General features: G+C 71.4%; 13 protein-coding genes. 5 read left to right on the top strand and 8 right to left on the bottom strand.

The window, feature by feature from the left end:
• Window positions 1-12: 12 nt before the first annotated feature.
• From ABZ719_RS04180 to ABZ719_RS04165, 4 genes are read right to left on the bottom strand one after another with little or no spacing between them, the layout of a single operon-like run.
• Window positions 13-2,325 carry a glycoside hydrolase family 3 N-terminal domain-containing protein gene (locus ABZ719_RS04180; protein ID WP_366723688.1) on the bottom strand — a complete coding sequence of 771 codons (2,313 nt, stop codon included), beginning with the start codon at window positions 2,323-2,325 and terminating at the stop codon, window positions 13-15.
• Between the two features lie 35 nt (window positions 2,326-2,360).
• Entirely contained in the window at window positions 2,361-3,233 is an 873-nt protein-coding gene (locus ABZ719_RS04175) for a carbohydrate ABC transporter permease (RefSeq protein ID WP_366723763.1), read from the bottom strand.
• Window positions 3,234-3,270: 37 nt separating this feature from the next.
• Entirely contained in the window at window positions 3,271-4,167 is an 897-nt protein-coding gene (locus ABZ719_RS04170; protein ID WP_366723687.1) for a sugar ABC transporter permease, read from the bottom strand.
• Complete coding sequence (locus tag ABZ719_RS04165) at window positions 4,164-5,477, bottom strand: extracellular solute-binding protein (RefSeq protein ID WP_366723686.1); 1,314 nt, start codon at window positions 5,475-5,477, stop codon at window positions 4,164-4,166. Before ABZ719_RS04165 ends, ABZ719_RS04170 begins: the two co-directional genes overlap by 4 nt.
• A 164-nt stretch (window positions 5,478-5,641) precedes the next feature.
• Here ABZ719_RS04165 and ABZ719_RS04160 point away from each other — a divergent pair, with 164 nt between their 5' ends.
• The gene (locus ABZ719_RS04160; RefSeq protein WP_366723685.1) at window positions 5,642-6,670 is read left to right on the top strand and encodes a LacI family DNA-binding transcriptional regulator; all 1,029 of its coding nucleotides are present in this window, start codon (window positions 5,642-5,644) and stop codon (window positions 6,668-6,670) included.
• A gap of 183 nt (window positions 6,671-6,853) precedes the next feature.
• Here the strand turns inward: ABZ719_RS04160 and ABZ719_RS04155 are convergent, their stop codons facing one another.
• The gene (locus tag ABZ719_RS04155) at window positions 6,854-8,074 is read right to left on the bottom strand and encodes a class I SAM-dependent methyltransferase (protein ID WP_366723684.1); all 1,221 of its coding nucleotides are present in this window, start codon (window positions 8,072-8,074) and stop codon (window positions 6,854-6,856) included.
• Window positions 8,075-8,164: 90 nt separating this feature from the next.
• On the opposite strand from ABZ719_RS04155, the gene ABZ719_RS04150 reads away from it, so the two are divergent.
• The 4 genes from ABZ719_RS04150 to groL all read left to right on the top strand — a co-directional run bounded on the left by ABZ719_RS04150 (window position 8,165) and on the right by groL (window position 12,370).
• Window positions 8,165-9,148: a polysaccharide deacetylase family protein gene (locus ABZ719_RS04150; RefSeq protein WP_366723683.1), complete on the top strand. Its 984-nt coding sequence runs from the start codon at window positions 8,165-8,167 to the stop codon at window positions 9,146-9,148.
• Window positions 9,145-9,993 carry a polysaccharide deacetylase family protein gene (locus tag ABZ719_RS04145; RefSeq protein ID WP_366723682.1) on the top strand — a complete coding sequence of 283 codons (849 nt, stop codon included), beginning with the start codon at window positions 9,145-9,147 and terminating at the stop codon, window positions 9,991-9,993. Before ABZ719_RS04150 ends, ABZ719_RS04145 begins: the two co-directional genes overlap by 4 nt.
• A 325-nt stretch (window positions 9,994-10,318) precedes the next feature.
• Window positions 10,319-10,627 carry a co-chaperone GroES gene (gene groES / locus ABZ719_RS04140; RefSeq protein ID WP_009190181.1) on the top strand — a complete coding sequence of 103 codons (309 nt, stop codon included), beginning with the start codon at window positions 10,319-10,321 and terminating at the stop codon, window positions 10,625-10,627.
• Window positions 10,628-10,744: 117 nt separating this feature from the next.
• The gene (gene groL, locus ABZ719_RS04135; RefSeq protein ID WP_037858470.1) at window positions 10,745-12,370 is read left to right on the top strand and encodes a chaperonin GroEL; all 1,626 of its coding nucleotides are present in this window, start codon (window positions 10,745-10,747) and stop codon (window positions 12,368-12,370) included.
• Between the two features lie 343 nt (window positions 12,371-12,713).
• Here groL and ABZ719_RS04130 read toward each other — a convergent pair whose 3' ends face one another.
• The 3 genes from ABZ719_RS04130 to ABZ719_RS04120 are packed head-to-tail and all read right to left on the bottom strand — an operon-like array spanning window position 12,714 to window position 15,050.
• On the bottom strand, window positions 12,714-13,403 hold the full coding sequence (locus tag ABZ719_RS04130) for a contact-dependent growth inhibition system immunity protein (protein WP_366723681.1): 690 nt from the start codon (window positions 13,401-13,403) through the stop codon (window positions 12,714-12,716).
• Window positions 13,404-13,419: 16 nt separating this feature from the next.
• Window positions 13,420-14,700, bottom strand: coding sequence for an RNase A-like domain-containing protein (locus tag ABZ719_RS04125; RefSeq protein WP_366723680.1), 1,281 nt, complete (start codon window positions 14,698-14,700; stop codon window positions 13,420-13,422).
• Entirely contained in the window at window positions 14,697-15,050 is a 354-nt protein-coding gene (locus tag ABZ719_RS04120) for a hypothetical protein (protein WP_366723679.1), read from the bottom strand. The genes ABZ719_RS04125 and ABZ719_RS04120 overlap by 4 nt, the downstream gene beginning before the upstream one ends.
• Window positions 15,051-15,216: the final 166 nt, after the last annotated feature.

The raw sequence follows: 15,216 nt of genomic DNA, 5'->3' as shown, positions 1-15,216 counted from the left end.
GGGACCCGGGGCTCAGCCTTCCCGCGTGACGAGCGTGTCGCAGCGCAGCCGCCGCTCCGTCCCCACCTCCCGCACCGGGCCCGTCAGGGTCAGCCGGGCCGTGTGGCGGACGTCCGCGCTGGAGGCGGCCAGCCGCAGTTCCAGGTCGCCCGGCTCGACGATCCGGCGCCCCGACCGGTCGGTGAACGCCGACAGGTCCGCGTGGAAACGGAACGTCACCCGGCTCGACTCGCCGGGGGCCAGCTCCAGCCGCTGGTAGCCGACCAGCCGGACGTCGGGCCGGGTCACGGCGGCCACCGGGTCGTGCAGATAGAGCTGCACCACCTCGGCGCCCGCCCGCTCACCCGTGTTCCGCACCGTCAGCGAGAGGTCGTGGGCGCCGTCCGTGCCGATCACGGCGCTCTCCTGGCCGGTGAAGTCCTCCCAGGCGAACGTCGTGTACGAGCGGCCGTGCCCGAACGGGTACAGCGGTGTCGGGTCCAGGCTGCTCACCTCGTCGGCCAGGCCCAGCGGCGGCTGGAGGTAGGTCCAGGGCTGGCCCCCGGGACCGCGCGGCACGCTCACCGGGAGGCGGCCCGACGGGTTCACCCGGCCCGAGAGCACACCCGCGACCGCGGGGCCGCCCTCCTCGCCGGGGAAGAACGCCTGGACCACCGCGCCGAGCCGGCCCTCCCAGCGGCCCAGCGCGTAGGGGCGGCCGGTGAGCAGCACCAGGACGACGGGGACGCCGGTGGCGACCAGCGCGTCCAGCAGTTCGCCCTGCACACCGGGCAGCGCCAGGTCCGCCACGTCGCAGCCCTCGCCGGAGGTGCCGCGGCCGAACAGTCCCGACCGGTCGCCGAGCACCGCCACGCACACGTCGGCCTCCGCCGCGCGGGCCACCGCCCGGGCGAAGCCCGAGGTGTCCGCATCCGCCACGCCGCAGCCCTCGGTGAACGACACCTTGGCGTCCGGCAGTTCGCCGCGCAGCGCGTCCAGGACGGTGGGGATCTCGATGCCCAGCGGCACCTCGGGGTGCTGGGTGCCCACGTGGGAGGGGAAGGAGTAGCAGCCCAGCATCGCCAGCGCGTCGGCGGCGCGCGGCCCGACGACCGCGATCCGCGTGCCGGACGCGAGGGGCAGCACCCCCTCGGGGTTGGACAGGAGGACCACCGACTCCTCGGCCAGGCGGCGGGCCACGGCCCGGTTCCCGGCCGAGTCGAGGTCGACGGGCCCGGCGGGCACCTCGGGTTCCCAGCCGGCGTCCAGGAGGCCCAGTTCGCACTTCTGGAGCAGGACCCGGCGGGCGGCCCGGTCCACCAGCTCCTCGGGGACGGTGCCCGCGCGGACGGCGTCGGCCAGGCCGGTGCCGTAGCACTTGACGGTGGGCAGTTCCACGTCGATGCCGGCGGCGAGCGCCAGGTGCGCGGACTCGGCGGGGCTGCCGGCCACCCGGTGCAGGGTCTGCAGGAAGTCGATGCCGAAGTAGTCGGCGACCACCGTGCCCGTGAAGCCCCACCGTTCGCGCAGCAGCCCGGTGAGCAGGGCGGGGTCGGCCGAGGCGGGCACGCCGTCGGTCTCCGTGTACGCCGCCATCACCGAGCGGGCGCCGCCCTCGCGCAGCGCCATCTCGAAGGGCACCAGCGTGACGTCGGCGAACTCGCGGGTGCCCGCGCGGACCGGGGCCAGGTTGCGGGCGCCGGAGGAGGACGCGTATCCGGCGAAGTGCTTCAGGGTGGCGACGACGCCCGCCGACTGCAGGCCGCGCACGTAGGCGGTGCCGATCGTGCCGACGAGGTAGGGGTCCTCGCCGATGGTCTCCTCGACGCGGCCCCAGCGCGGGTCGCGGACCACGTCCAGGACCGGGGCGAGCCCCTGGTGGACGCCGAGCGCCCGCATGTCCCGGCCGATGCGCGCCGCCATCTCCTCCACCAGCGGCGCGTCGAAGCTCGCGCCCCAGGCCAGCGGGACCGGGTACGCCGTGGCGCCCCAGGCGGTGAAGCCGGCCAGGCACTCCTCGTGGGCGACGGCGGGGATGCCGAACCGGCCCGCCCGGGCGATGCGGCGCTGGGCCCGGCTCAGCGCGCGGGCCCCGGCCGCGGGGTCCACGGGCGCGGTGCCGAAGGAGCGGGTGAGCTGGCCCAGCCCCTGGGTGATCAGCTCGTCCCAGTCGTAGTCGGTGTTCATGTGCTGCTGGAGCGGGGCGACGCCCTCGCCGTCCGTGGCGGCACCCACCCACACGCCGTACAGCTGGGCCGTCTTCTCCTCCAGGGTCATCCGGGACAGGAGGTCGTCGACGCGGTCGGCGGCGGGCAGGGCGGGGTCCTGCCAGGAACGGGTGGTCATGGAACTCCTGTCGGAGACGTCGGTGGTGGGTGAGTTCACTTGCCGCCCACCCCCATCAGGCCTCCGACGAGGGCGCGCCGCGCCACCAGGTAGACGGCGAAGACCGGGATGCCGGAGAGGACGACCGAGGCGAGCAGGGCGGGGATGTTCACGCCGAACTGGCTCACGTAGTTGAACAGGCCGAGGGTGAGCACGCGCGGGCCGTCGGACTGGGTGAAGATCAGCGGGAAGAGGAAGCCGTTCCAGGCCTGCAGCGCGGCGTAGACGACGACCGTGCTGATGCCGCCCTTGGCCATCGGGATGACCAGCTGGAACAGCATGCGGGTGGTGGAGGCGCCGTCCAGCGCCATCGCCTCGTACATCTCCTCGGAGATGTCGCGCAGGGTGCCGGTGAGGATCAGCACCGAGACCGGCATGGCGAAGGCCGCCGTCGGCAGGACGACCGCGAGCAGGCTGTCGTACAGGTTCAGCTTGGCGATCATCAGGTAGAGCGGGACGACCACCGCCTGCGCGGGGATGGCCACGCCCAGCAGGAACAGCCGGAAGGAGGCGCCCGACCAGAAGGTGCGCGAGCGCACGGCCACGTAGGACAGCGGGACGCACAGGAGGAGGACGATGGCCACGACCGCGGCCGCGACGATCACCGTGTTGAGCAGCAGGTGGCCGAAGCCGTTGTGCAGGACGGTGTTGTAGTTGGCGAGGGTGGGGTGGGCCGGGGGCTTGAGGGCGTTGCCGCCCAGCGCCTCGTCCTGGCGGGTCAGCGAGGCCGAGATCATCGCGTAGACCGGGACGATGACGACGACCAGCCACACCACCGAGCCGAGTCCGGCGAGCGGGTTGGGGCGCCTGGTCCAGTGGCGGCGGCGGCGCGCGGGGCCGCCGGCCGGTGTGCGCGGTGCGGTCCGCACCGGACGCGGACGCCGCAGCGTGTCGTGTGTCACCGCGTCACATCCCTTCCCTGGTGCTGCGCATGGCGCCGAACCCGGAGAGCCGGACCAGCACGAGCGACAGTGCGGTGGCGGCCACGACGAGGAAGGAGGCGACGGCGCTCGCGTAGCCGAAGTCGTAGCTCTTGAAGCCCGCCTCGTACATCAGGTAGGGCAGGATCGCGGTGTCGGTGCCCGGGCCGCCCTGGGTGAGGATCAGCACGGTCTCGAAGTACGTCAGCGAGCCGACGACCATCAGCACGCCGGACGTGGTCGCCGTGTTGCGCAGCTGGGGCAGTGTGATCGAGAAGAACTGACGCAGGCGGCCGGCGCCGTCCATCGCCGCCGCCTGGTAGAGGACCTCGGGGATCTGCCGGGCCCCGCCCTGGTAGATCAGGGTGTGGAACGGGATGAACTGCCAGCCGCCGACGAAGACGATCGCCAGGAAGGCACCGGAGGTGGTGCCGAGCGTGTCGCCGTGGATGATGCCGAAGTTCGGGTCGAGCAGCGCGTAGAAGAGCAGCGAGATCGCCGTCGAGGAGAGCAGGAACGGCACGAAGAAGATCGCCGAGAGGATCGCGCGGTTGCGCTGGCGGCCCGCGGCCCAGACCCCGAGCAGCAGGGAGACCACCGTCTGGAAGGCCCAGCTGACCGCGGTCAGCACGACGGTCACCGTCAGGGACTGGGACAGGCGCGGGTCGTGGATCAGCTTCTGCCAGTTGGCGAGGCCGACGGGCTGGGGGTCGCCCAGGCCGTTCCACTTGGTGAAGGACAGGTAGAAGGCCAGCGCCATGGGGGCGACGGCGAAGACCGTGAAGAACAGGACGGCGGGCAGCGCCCAGGCGGCGTGCGGGCGGCCGGTCCGCACGCCCCCGCCCGGGCCGCCCTTCGTCCGGGTGGTGACCGCAGAACTCACTTCAGCCCCTTGAGCGCCGAGACGAACTGCTCCGGCGACGACTTGCCCACGAACAGCTTGTTGATCTCGGTGAGCATCGGCGTCTGCCAGCTCGGGTCGACCGCCTGGTCCCAGCTCAGGGTGAAGGCGGGTGCCTGCTGCACCATCTGGTACTGGAACTTGGCGAAGGCGGGGTTGGGGGAGGAGTCCAGCAGGGTGGCGGCCTTGGTCGTGGTCGGTACGTCACCGTTGGCGATCAGGTCCTTGGTGTAGGCCTCGGAGGCGCAGTCGCGCAGGAAGGCGACGGCCGCGTCCTTGTCGGAGACCCGGGTGTTCACGGACCAGTAGTTGGTGGGGTTGCCGACCACGTTGCGGATGTCGCCGGCACCGCCGTCGTACTTCGGGAAGGCGCACCAGCCGAGTTCCTTCCTGGCGAAGTCGGGGAACTTGCCGAGCTGCGTGGAGTACTCCCACGAGCCCATCAGGTGCATCGCCGCCTTGCCCTTGGCGAACACGGCGGGCGCGCCGCCGTTGTTGTACGACACCGAGCTGTAGCCCTTGCCGAAGGCGCCGTCGTCGATGAGCTGCTTGACGGTCTCGGCCGCCTTCAGCACGGCCGGGTCGCCCCAGGCCGAGGCGTCGCCGCTCCTGATCTTCTCGAAGACCTGCGGGCCGCCGATGCGGTCGAGCAGGTACTCCAGCCACATCAGCTCGGGCCAGGTGTCGGCGCCGCCGAGGGCGAACGGGGTGATGCCCGCCTTCGTCAGCTTGGCGTTGTTGTCGAGCAACTGGTCCCACGTGGTGGGCGGTTGCAGCTTGTGCTCGGCGAACAGGGACTTGTTGTAGAAGAGGATCACCGGCTGCATGCCGCGCATCGGGATCCCGTAGTTGCGGCCACCGAGCCCGCCCGCGGCGAGCACGGAGGGCAGGAAGCCGCCCTTGAGCGTCGCGTCGGACGTGATGACGTCGGTGAGGTCGACCAGTTGGCCGGCCTCCTGGTAGGCCTTGATGGAGCCGCCGCCCCAGTTGTAGAAGACGTCCGGCGCGTTGGGCGAGCCCATGGCGGTGCGCAGCTTGGCCGGGTAGTCGGAGGCGGGGATCTTCTGCAGTTCGACCTTGGCCTTGGCCTGCTTGGCCGTGGCCGACGCGTTGAACCGGTCGACCGCCTTGACCTGGATCTTCACCGCGTCGTCGCCGTACACCATCGCCGTGATGGTGCCGCCGCCCGAACCGCCCGAACCGCTGCCGGAACCGCAGGCCGTGAGCCCCGCGGCCGAGATCAGGGTGGTGGCGCCGGCGCCGAGGAACCAGCGCCTGCTGTAGGACTCCATGTGACGGCACCTCTCACGAAGGATCGCTCGGGCCGGACGCGGTGCCGTCGGCACCGGGAACACGCCGGTTGCCCGAATGTTTCGGATGTGATTTCGAATGTTCCGGGAACGTAAGGCGTGCCGGGGGGTTCGTCAAGGGGTCGCGCAGAGATACGATCCCGGCCATGAAGCCGACCAAGACCCCCGCAACCCGCACCGCCACCCTCGCCGAGATCGCCCGCGAGGCCGGGGTGTCGGCTCCGACTGTTTCGAAGGTCCTCAACGGGCGTGCCGACGTGGCCCCGGCGACCCGCAGCCGCGTCGAGGACCTGCTGCGCGCCCACGGCTACCGGCGCAGGCGCGCCGAGGCCACCCGCTCGCCACTGATCGACGTCGTCTTCCACGAGCTGGAGAGCGCCTGGGCGATGGAGGTCATCCGGGGCGTGGAGAACGTGGCGCGGGACGCGGGTCTGAGCGTCGTGCTCTCCGAGAGCGCGGGCCGGCTCACCCCCGGCCGGACCTGGGCGGACCAGGTCGCCGCCCGCCGCCCGCACGGCGTGGTCCTGGTCCTGTCCGACCTCGACGAGTCCCAGCGGGCGCTGCTGACCAGCCGCTCCATCCCGTTCGTGGTGATGGACCCGGCCGGCGACCCGGGCACCGACGTGCCCTCGATCGGCGCGACCAACTGGCAGGGCGGGCTCGCCGCCACCCGGCACCTGGTGGAGCTGGGCCACACCCGCATCGGCGCCATCAGCGGGCCGTCCCGGATGATGTGCAGCCGCGCCCGGGTCGACGGCTACCGGGCGGCGCTGGAGACGGCGGGGGTGCCGGTCGACCCGTCACTGATCGTCACCGGCGACTTCCACCACGAGGCCGGCTACCGCCTCGGCCTGGAGCTGCTGCGCCGCCCGGACCGCCCGAGCGCGGTCTTCGCGGGCAACGACCTCCAGGCGCTCGGCCTGTACGAGGCGGCGCGGGAGCTGGGCCTGCGCATCCCGGAGGACCTGAGCGTGGTGGGCTTCGACGACCTGCCCGTGGCGCGCTGGGTCGGGCCGCCGCTGACGACCGTACGGCAGCCGCTCACCGAGATGGCGGAGGCGGCGGCGCGGCTGGTGCTCGACCTCGGACGGGAGGAGGAGCCGCCGGCGGCGACCCGGGTCGAGCTGGCGACGAGCCTGGTGGTGCGCAGCAGCACCGCGCGGCCGGCGGAGTGAGAGGTCAGCGCCGTCTTCGAAACTTTCGAAGACGGCCGCCGGAAGACGCCGGGGGCGCCGGAACGTACAGGAAGGTGCAGGAAGGCGCCGGAAGAGCCACCGGCGGGCGGAGCCGGCGCCCGGCACGCCGTGGGGGTGGCCGCGGCGGGGAGGCCTCCCGCCGGGCGACGGCGAGGCCTTCCGCTACGCGGCAGGGGCGGGATGCCCCAGCAGCATCGTCGGGGCGCCCGCGACCCGGGTGAGGAACACCGTCATCGTGCCGCGCCCGTGCGGCTTCGGCAGCACCTTGCGGCGCAGCTCCTCCGGCTCCACGGCCGAGCCGCGTTTCTTCACGGTGAGCGTGCCGATCTCGTGCTCCCGCAGCAGCGCCTTCAGCTTCTTGACGTTGAAGGGCAGCCGGCCGGTGATCTCGTAGGCGGTGGCGTACGGGGTGGGGCGGAGCTCGTCGGCGGTGACGTAGGCGATGGTCTCGTCGACGAGGCCGCCGTCGAGTTCCTCGGCGACCTCGGCGACCAGGTGGGAGCGGATGACGGCGCCGTCGGGCTCGTACAGGTAGCGGCCCACCGGCCGCACCGGCGGGTCGGGCAGGCCGCGGCCGCGCAGGCTGTGCGGGCCGGGCAGCAGTGTCGCGCGCACCGTCCCCGGTTCGGTGCCGAACCACAGCACCGCTTCCTTCACGTCCCCGCCGTCGGAGATCCACTCGGCCTCGGCCTGCGGCGCGACCGCCTCGTGCGGGATGCCGGGGGCGACCTTCAGGGCGGCGTGCGGCGCCCTGAGCGCGGCCGCCACGGCCCAGGACAGCGGCGGTGAGTACGCCTCGGGATCGAAGATCCGCCCACCCGTCGCCCGGCCGCCCCCTCGTCCGCCGCCGCGCCGGGCGGGATCCACGAACACGGCGTCGTACGACGAGGTGTCGACCTCCGTGACGTCCGCCTCGCGGACCTCGATGAGGGCGTCGAGCCCGAGCGCCGCCGCGTTGGCGCGGGCCGCCGCGGCCGTCACAGGGTCCCGGTCCACGGCCAGGACGCGGATCCCGGCGCGGGCCAGCGCGATCGCGTCCCCGCCGATGCCGCAGCACAGATCCGCCAGGCAGGACACGCCCAGTTCCCTCAGCCGCGCCGCGCGGTAGGCCGCCACGCTCGCCCGGGTGGACTGCTCCACGCCGTTCGGGGTGAAGAACATCCGCTCCGCGTCCGCCGCCCCGAACTTCGCCGCCGCCCGCTGCCGCAGCCGGGCCTGTCCGAGCGCGGCCGAGACCAGGCCGGCGGGGTGCTCGCGGCGCAGCCGGGTGGCGACGGCGAGTTCGTCGGCGGGAGCGGTGCCGCGCACCTCCTCCAGGAGGGCGCGGCCCTCGGGGGTGAGGAGCGAGGCGAAGGCGTGCAGCGGGGCGAGTGGGTCGGTCACCGCCTCATTGTGGGCCAGTCGGTGGACGGTGCGGCGCCGGCCGCGGTGTCGCCGCGGGTTCGGGGCGGTGGCCTGCGAGGATCCGGCGCCATGAGTTCAGTAGTACAAAATGACAAAAATCGCCTCCCGTGCCTCGCGGGTCTCGCGGGTCTCTCGGGTCTCCTGGGCCGTCCTGGCCGTCCGGGACGCGGGGCCGCCGTCCGTGCCTCACTCGCCGCCCTCGCCGTCGCCGCCCTCGTCTGCGGCTGCGACCGGCCGGGCACGCCGGTGGCCCCCGCCCCGGGCCAGCAGCGCCTCCAGGCGCCCCCCGCCCGGGCCCTCGACTCCTACGCCACCCGGCTCAAGGTCTCCGCGGCGGCCCGCACCGCCGCCGCCAGGCGCTGGGGCCTGAGCCAGGCCCCGCTCCTGCCCCCGCCGCCACCCGCCGTCAAGCCGAGGATCCACGCCCGCCCCGGCTTCGAGGTGGACCACCAGGAGGAGTGGGACCTGCCCCCGGTCTTCACCACCGTGCCCACCAAGGACAAGATCCTCTTCCTCACCATCGACGACGGCGCCGAGAAGGACCCCGCCTTCCTGCGCATGATGAACGACCTGAAGGTCCCCTACACGGCCTTCCTCAGCGACTACCTCGTCAAGGACGACTACGGCTACTTCCGCAAGGCCCAGTCCCTCGGCAACACCCTGAACAACCACACGCTGCACCACCCGTACCTGCCGGGCCTGTCCTACGACGAGCAGCGGCACGAGATCTGCGACATGCAGGACATCATGCTCAAGCAGTTCGGCAGGCGCCCGCAGCTCCTGCGCCCGCCCTACGGCAACTACAACCAGGACACCCTGCGCGCCGCCAAGTCCTGCGGCATCAAGTACGCGCCGATCTGGAACGAGGAGGTCTACGTCGACCACTGGGAGTTCCGCGAGGACGACAAGCGGCTGCGCCCGGGCGACATCGTGCTCACCCACTTCCGCGGCCGCGGCGAGTGGGACGGCACCATGGTCGACGACATGCGCCGCTTCCTGAGCTACGCGACCGCCAAGGGGTACGCGGTGGCCCGGCTGGAGGACTACCTGTGAGACCGCGGCCGTGGCCGCGGCGCACGGCCGCGGCACTGCTCGCGGCCGTGCTGCTGCTCCTGGCCGGCTGCGCCTCGTCCGTCGACCCGATCGAACGGCTGGGCCGCAAGGCCGCCCAGCGGGTGCGGCCGACCGGCCCGGCCGCGCCCCCGCAGCCGTACCGCCGCTGGGGCCTGACCGCCCCGCTGCCCGCACCCCCGCAGCCGCCGGCCCGCCCCCTCTCCCGTGCGACGGCAGCCGCCGGCCGGGCCTTCGCGCCGCCCCCGGTTCTCGACCACGTCGACACGCCCGACCGGGTCGTCTTCCTCACCTACGACGACGGCGCCGAACGCGATCCGCGGTTCGTCGACATGGTCCGCGAACTGCGGCTGCCGGTCAGCATGTTCCTCACGGACAGCGTCATCGGGCCGGAGTACGGGCACTTCGCGCGCCTGCTGTCGGTCGGCGCGGCCCTGGAGAACCACACCCTGGAACACCCGGCCCTGCGCGGCCTGCCCTACGCCGGCCAGCGCGCCGAGATCTGCGGCCAGCGCGACAAGCTGCACGCCCGTTTCGGCGTCCGCCCCCGCCTCTTCCGGCCGCCCTACGGCGTCTACGACGACACGACCCTGCGCGCCGCCGCCGACTGCCAGGTCTCCGCCGTGGTGCTGTGGCGCGCCTCGATGACGGAGACCCGCCTGCGTTTCACCCGCGGCCGCCCCGCGCTGCGCCCCGGCGACATCCTCCTGGTCACCTCGGACGACGACGACCTGGACGGCCCGACGCTGCGCGAACGCACCACACGCCTGCTGCGCGACATCGAGGCGGAGGGGCTGACGGTCGGAAGGCTGCAGGACTACCTGTGACGGGTCAGCCCGTCCGGCCCTTGAGGACGAGGCCGTCCGGACCGGCAGCGGGGGACTGGGGGCGGCGGCTCCCGGGCTGCCCGCCGCAGTTGGACGGCACCTGCGCGAGCACCCCTGAAGAGCCCGTCCTCCTCCGACGCGCCGCACGGCAATTGGCACTCCGCTTGACCGAGTGCTAATCGCGGTCATAGTCTCGGCTCTGGCACTCCCCACCGGAGAGTGCCAACAACGCGACGGGCAGGTCCGGCACCCGCGACGACGGATCGACCTGGTCGCCACCTCAGACAGTTAACCCCGTGAGATCTCCGAAGGGGGAGGTCGGATCGTGACGACCGCCAGCTCCAAGGTTGCCATCAAGCCGCTCGAGGACCGCATCGTGGTCCAGCCGCTGGACGCCGAGCAGACCACGGCCTCTGGCCTGGTCATTCCGGACACCGCCAAGGAGAAGCCCCAGGAGGGCGTCGTCCTGGCCGTGGGCCCGGGCCGTTTCGAGGACGGCAACCGTCTTCCGCTCGACGTCAAGGTCGGCGACGTCGTGCTCTACAGCAAGTACGGCGGCACCGAGGTGAAGTACAACAACGAGGAGTACCTCGTCCTCTCGGCTCGCGACGTGCTCGCGATCATCGAGAAGTAAGTCACCTCAGCATTCCTGCTGTGAGCTGCGCCCCTGGCCCCCGCGACCGTTGAGAAGCCGGGCGTCCGGGGCGCAGTCTCTTTTTCACCCAAGATTTCCGAGAGGGCTCCCGCTGCCATGGCGAAGATCCTGAAGTTCGACGAGGACGCCCGTCGCGCCCTCGAGCGCGGCGTCAACAAGCTCGCCGACACGGTCAAGGTGACGATCGGCCCCAAGGGCCGCAACGTCGTCATCGACAAGAAGTTCGGCGCCCCGACCATCACCAACGACGGCGTCACCATCGCCCGTGAGGTGGAGATCGAGGACCCGTACGAGAACCTCGGCGCCCAGCTGGTGAAGGAGGTGGCGACCAAGACCAACGACATCGCGGGTGACGGCACCACCACCGCCACCGTGCTCGCCCAGGCGCTGGTGCGCGAGGGCCTGAAGAACGTCGCCGCGGGTGCCTCCCCGGCGCTGCTGAAGAAGGGCATCGACGCCGCGGTCAAGGCCGTCTCCGACGACCTGCTCGCCTCGGCCCGCCCGATCGACGAGAAGTCCGACATCGCCGCCGTGGCCGCGCTGTCCGCCCAGGACCAGCAGGTCGGCGAGCTGATCGCCGAGGCCATGGACAAGGTCGGCAAGGACGGCGTCATCACCGTCGAGGAGTCCAACACCTTCGGTCTGGAGCTGGACTTCACCGAGGGCATGGCCTTCGACAAGGGCTACCTCTCGCCGTACTTCGTCACCGACCAGGAGCGTATGGAGGCCGTCCTCGACGACCCGTACATCCTGATCAACCAGGGCAAGATCTCCTCGATCGCGGACCTGCTCCCGCTGCTCGAGAAGATCATCCAGGCGAACGCCTCCAAGCCGCTGCTGATCATCGCCGAGGACGTCGAGGGCGAGGCGCTCTCCACCCTCGTCGTCAACAAGATCCGCGGCACCTTCAACGCCACCGCGGTGAAGGCCCCCGGCTTCGGCGACCGCCGCAAGGCGATGCTCCAGGACATGGCCGTCCTCACCGGCGCCACCGTCATCTCCGAGGAGGTCGGCCTCAAGCTCGACCAGGTCGGTCTCGACGTGCTCGGCTCCGCCCGCCGCGTCACCGTCACCAAGGACGACACCACGATCGTCGACGGTGCCGGCAACAAGGCCGACGTCGAGGGCCGCGTCGCCCAGATCAAGGCCGAGATCGAGTCCACCGACTCCGACTGGGACCGCGAGAAGCTCCAGGAGCGCCTCGCGAAGCTGGCCGGCGGCGTGTGCGTGATCAAGGTCGGCGCCGCCACCGAGGTGGAGCTGAAGGAGAAGAAGCACCGTCTGGAGGACGCCATCTCCGCGACCCGCGCCGCGGTCGAGGAGGGCATCGTCTCCGGTGGTGGCTCCGCGCTGGTCCACGCCGTGAAGGTGCTCGAGGGCAACCTCGACAAGACCGGCGACGAGGCCACCGGTGTCTCGGTCGTCCGCCGCGCCGCCGTCGAGCCGCTGCGCTGGATCGCGGAGAACGCCGGCCTGGAGGGCTACGTCATCGTCTCCAAGGTCGCCGAGCTGGAGAAGGGCAGCGGCTACAACGCCGCCACCGGCGAGTACGGCGACCTGGTCAAGGCCGGCGTCATCGACCCGGTCAAGGTCACCCGCTCCGCCCTGGAGAACGCGGCCTCCATCGCCTCCCTCCTCCTGACGACCGAGACCCTGGTCGTCGAGAAGAAGGAAGAGGAAGAGCCGGCCGCCGCGGGCCACAGCCACGGCCACGCCCACTGAGGCAGCGCTCTGACCCGAGCCGCTCAGCGACTCGGGCGGACCACCGGTGCCCGGCACCCCTTCGGGGGGGTGCCGGGCACCGCGCGTTCGGCCGGCCGGCTAACGGGTCCGTGCGGCGGCTCTCGCACCGGCCGGGCGATCGCACCGTGAGCGGCGGGTGACCACGCTGCCCACCGGGCCGCCGCGGTCGTACGCGAAGAGCACGCGACGCCGCCCGCCCGCCACGGATCGGCGAGGGCGCCGCCCCGCTCACCACAGGCCCACGCACCCCCGTCGGCACACCGGCCCACCGGTCCTGTCGGCCCCTGCCCGGGGCCGCCCGCCGGACGACGCCGGCCCTCGGTCAGACCGCGCCTCGGCGCAGGCGGTGAGTGAGGATGCCCTGGACGTCCGTGAGCCACTGGCGCAGTGGGACGCCGTCGGGGGGGTAGACCATGAGGCCAAGGATCTCTGCAGCACGTTCCAGTTCCTTGTCCGATGAGACGCAGGAAAGGAAGGCGCCGAGTTCTTCGGCGGCTTCGGCGAGATATTCCTCCGGGTTTCCGTCGAGATAGTCGTCGAGGGCCTCCCGATGGGACCGGTAGAACCTCGGGTGGTCCTGGTGGAAGTAGCCGCCCAGCAAAGAGGAGAGCTCCGGGAACTGCTTTCTCCACTCCCAGTCGGTCTGGGGAAGCCGAGCCTGTTCCCAGACACCGGTCGTCCTGATTCGTTCCAGGTGCGAGCGGATGGTGGCGAGGCACTGCTCGACGCTGCGCCCGGCCGGGGGCTCGACGTGAGGCAGAAGGTCCACGTCGTCGGCGATGTCGTCGTTGAACAGGCCGGCCCGCAAGAGGTCGTCGATCTCTGCGATGACCGCGTCCAGGACTCCCGGCGTGCGCATGGCCTGTCGCACATACGCTTTGAGGGCTGCGCCGGGCTCATCGGGGGTGTCCGTGAAGGAGTTTCCGGAGAAGGCGTAGGAATCGAGCAGTTCGTGCAGCGCGGGAAACCGTTCGTCTCTGTCCAGGAACCCTTCCGGGTAGTGGTGGGTCACAGCGTGTTCCTTGCGCTCACGAGGTGGGATAAGACGTGTGGATACGGTAGCCGCTGGGCATGTCGGGGTCGCGTCGCAGGAGCAGGAAGACCTTGTGCACATTGTGCGGTCCTGTGCCCCTGATGAAGTCCTCTCGGGACAGGCTCCTCCCGGTGACCTCGTCCCCGAAGTCCACCCTGAACGTGAGTTCCGGCTTCCTGGTGTTCTCAAGCCAACGCCTGACCTCGTGCTGACGCTGGATGATCGCGCGGTCCGTCAGGTTCTGTGCGGCCTCGGGACTGACGAAGCTGGAACTGCCGGTGATCCTCTTCTCCGCGCGCAGGCGGGCCCGGAGTTCCCGGTCGGTCTTCTCGACGTGCTTCTCCAAGGTATGGGAGTGCGATTTGGCAGTCCCCTTGCCCTCGTCTCCCGCCAAGTCCGCCCGGTACCTCGGCTTGACCGCGCCCTTGCGTTTGCTGCGCGGCCAGGCGTTCGGTTCGCCGTCACCCTTCATCAGCAGGCCGAGGTCGTCCGCTGACGCCGTCACACCACCCGGCAGGGCGAACTCGGGGGACAGGCCGGGCAGCCGGACCCCGCCCAGGAGTTCGGTCCAGCCACCTTCCCTGTCGGCGGCCCTGACGGCGGCGCCTCCGCCGCCGAGGGCGCCGCCCAGGAGCGCGCCGTACACCCCGGCCTCGCGTGCCTCGTCGAGGCTGAGGCCCTTCTTCTCCCCCAGAGCGATGGACAGGGGCTGGGCGACGGCGAGGTCGACGGTGACGGACTCGATGCCCGCGAGGGCCGCGGTGGCCAGGGTGGTCCCCGCGATGGAGGCGACCTCGGCCGTTACGGTGACGCCTAGGCCGGCGGCGACCTCTGTGACAGTCGCCGCGGCCGCGACGGCCGCTCCTTCGGATAGGCCCGCGGTGAAGACGGCCAGGAGGGTTCCACCCACGAGGGTGGCGCCGACGATCTCCAGTTCGTGTTCGAGTTTCTTCTTCGCGGCGTGCACAGCGTCGGCGTAGGCGTCCAGGGCTTTCGCCATGTCGTGGGCGCCGTCGGACAGGTCCTTCAGCCAGCCGTGCTTGTCGTGGTAGTAGCGGCGCCAGAAGGGGTCCTCGAACGCGGAGATGGCCTCGCCCTTGTTGTTCTCGATCAGGGAGCGGGCGGCCTTGTTGACGGCAGCGGTGACGTCCTCGACGTCGTCGGCGAAGTCACGCCACGCCTTCGCGGCGTCCCGTAGCCCGTCGACATCGGCCGCGGGCCACCACATGCCCGTCAGGTCCTGGACGACCTTGCGGGCTTTGTCGGCGACGCTCACCTGTCGTGGCCCGTGGTGTCGTGGGGCACGTCGATCCGGCTGAACATCGAGCGGATCAATTGTTCGTTTTCGATGTGGCCGTCGGCCATGTCGTCCATCGCCGTGTGGATGCTCGCCAGGCCGGCGGCCAGAATCTGTGCGGACTGCTCGATCCGCTTGACCAAGGGGCCGTACGTCTCGTGGAACGTGGTGCCCTGCTCATCGTCGCCCCAGGGTGCGCCAGCCTCTGACAGACCGGTCTTCAGCTTGGTCAGCGCCTGTGCGAGCGCAACGCTCTCGTGGCTGAAATGAGGTGCTGTCCGCTTGATGTCGGCGGTCTTGATGTCGAGTATCTCGCCATTGTCACCCATGACTTGGTGTCCGCCCCCTCCGTCGGCCGCCCGGATCGTTCGACTCTAACCGGGAAGCACTGTGCGCAAGTTCGATCACCGCAAAGGGGAAGCAAAGGGGGCCGGTGAGTTCTGGACGGGTCAGTTGCTGCGGTTCGGAGAGGCGCTGTGTGATCCGGGTGTGGAG

It is taken from the genome of Streptomyces sp. NPDC006743 (assembly GCF_040703815.1).
Lineage (GTDB): Bacteria > Actinomycetota > Actinomycetes > Streptomycetales > Streptomycetaceae > Streptomyces.
The sequence above is the reverse complement of the archived record's forward strand: the minus strand, read 5'-3'. Positions and strand labels throughout refer to the sequence as shown.

Coding starts and splice junctions, on each gene's coding strand:
- ABZ719_RS04180 (WP_366723688.1), bottom strand. CDS start 2,325: ATGACCACCCGTTCCTGGCAGGACCCCGCCCTGCCCGCCGCCGACCGC.
- ABZ719_RS04165 (WP_366723686.1), bottom strand. CDS start 5,477: ATGGAGTCCTACAGCAGGCGCTGGTTCCTCGGCGCCGGCGCCACCACC.
- ABZ719_RS04160 (WP_366723685.1), top strand. CDS start 5,642: ATGAAGCCGACCAAGACCCCCGCAACCCGCACCGCCACCCTCGCCGAG.
- ABZ719_RS04150 (WP_366723683.1), top strand. CDS start 8,165: ATGAGTTCAGTAGTACAAAATGACAAAAATCGCCTCCCGTGCCTCGCG.
- groL (WP_037858470.1), top strand. CDS start 10,745: ATGGCGAAGATCCTGAAGTTCGACGAGGACGCCCGTCGCGCCCTCGAG.
- ABZ719_RS04120 (WP_366723679.1), bottom strand. CDS start 15,050: ATGGGTGACAATGGCGAGATACTCGACATCAAGACCGCCGACATCAAG.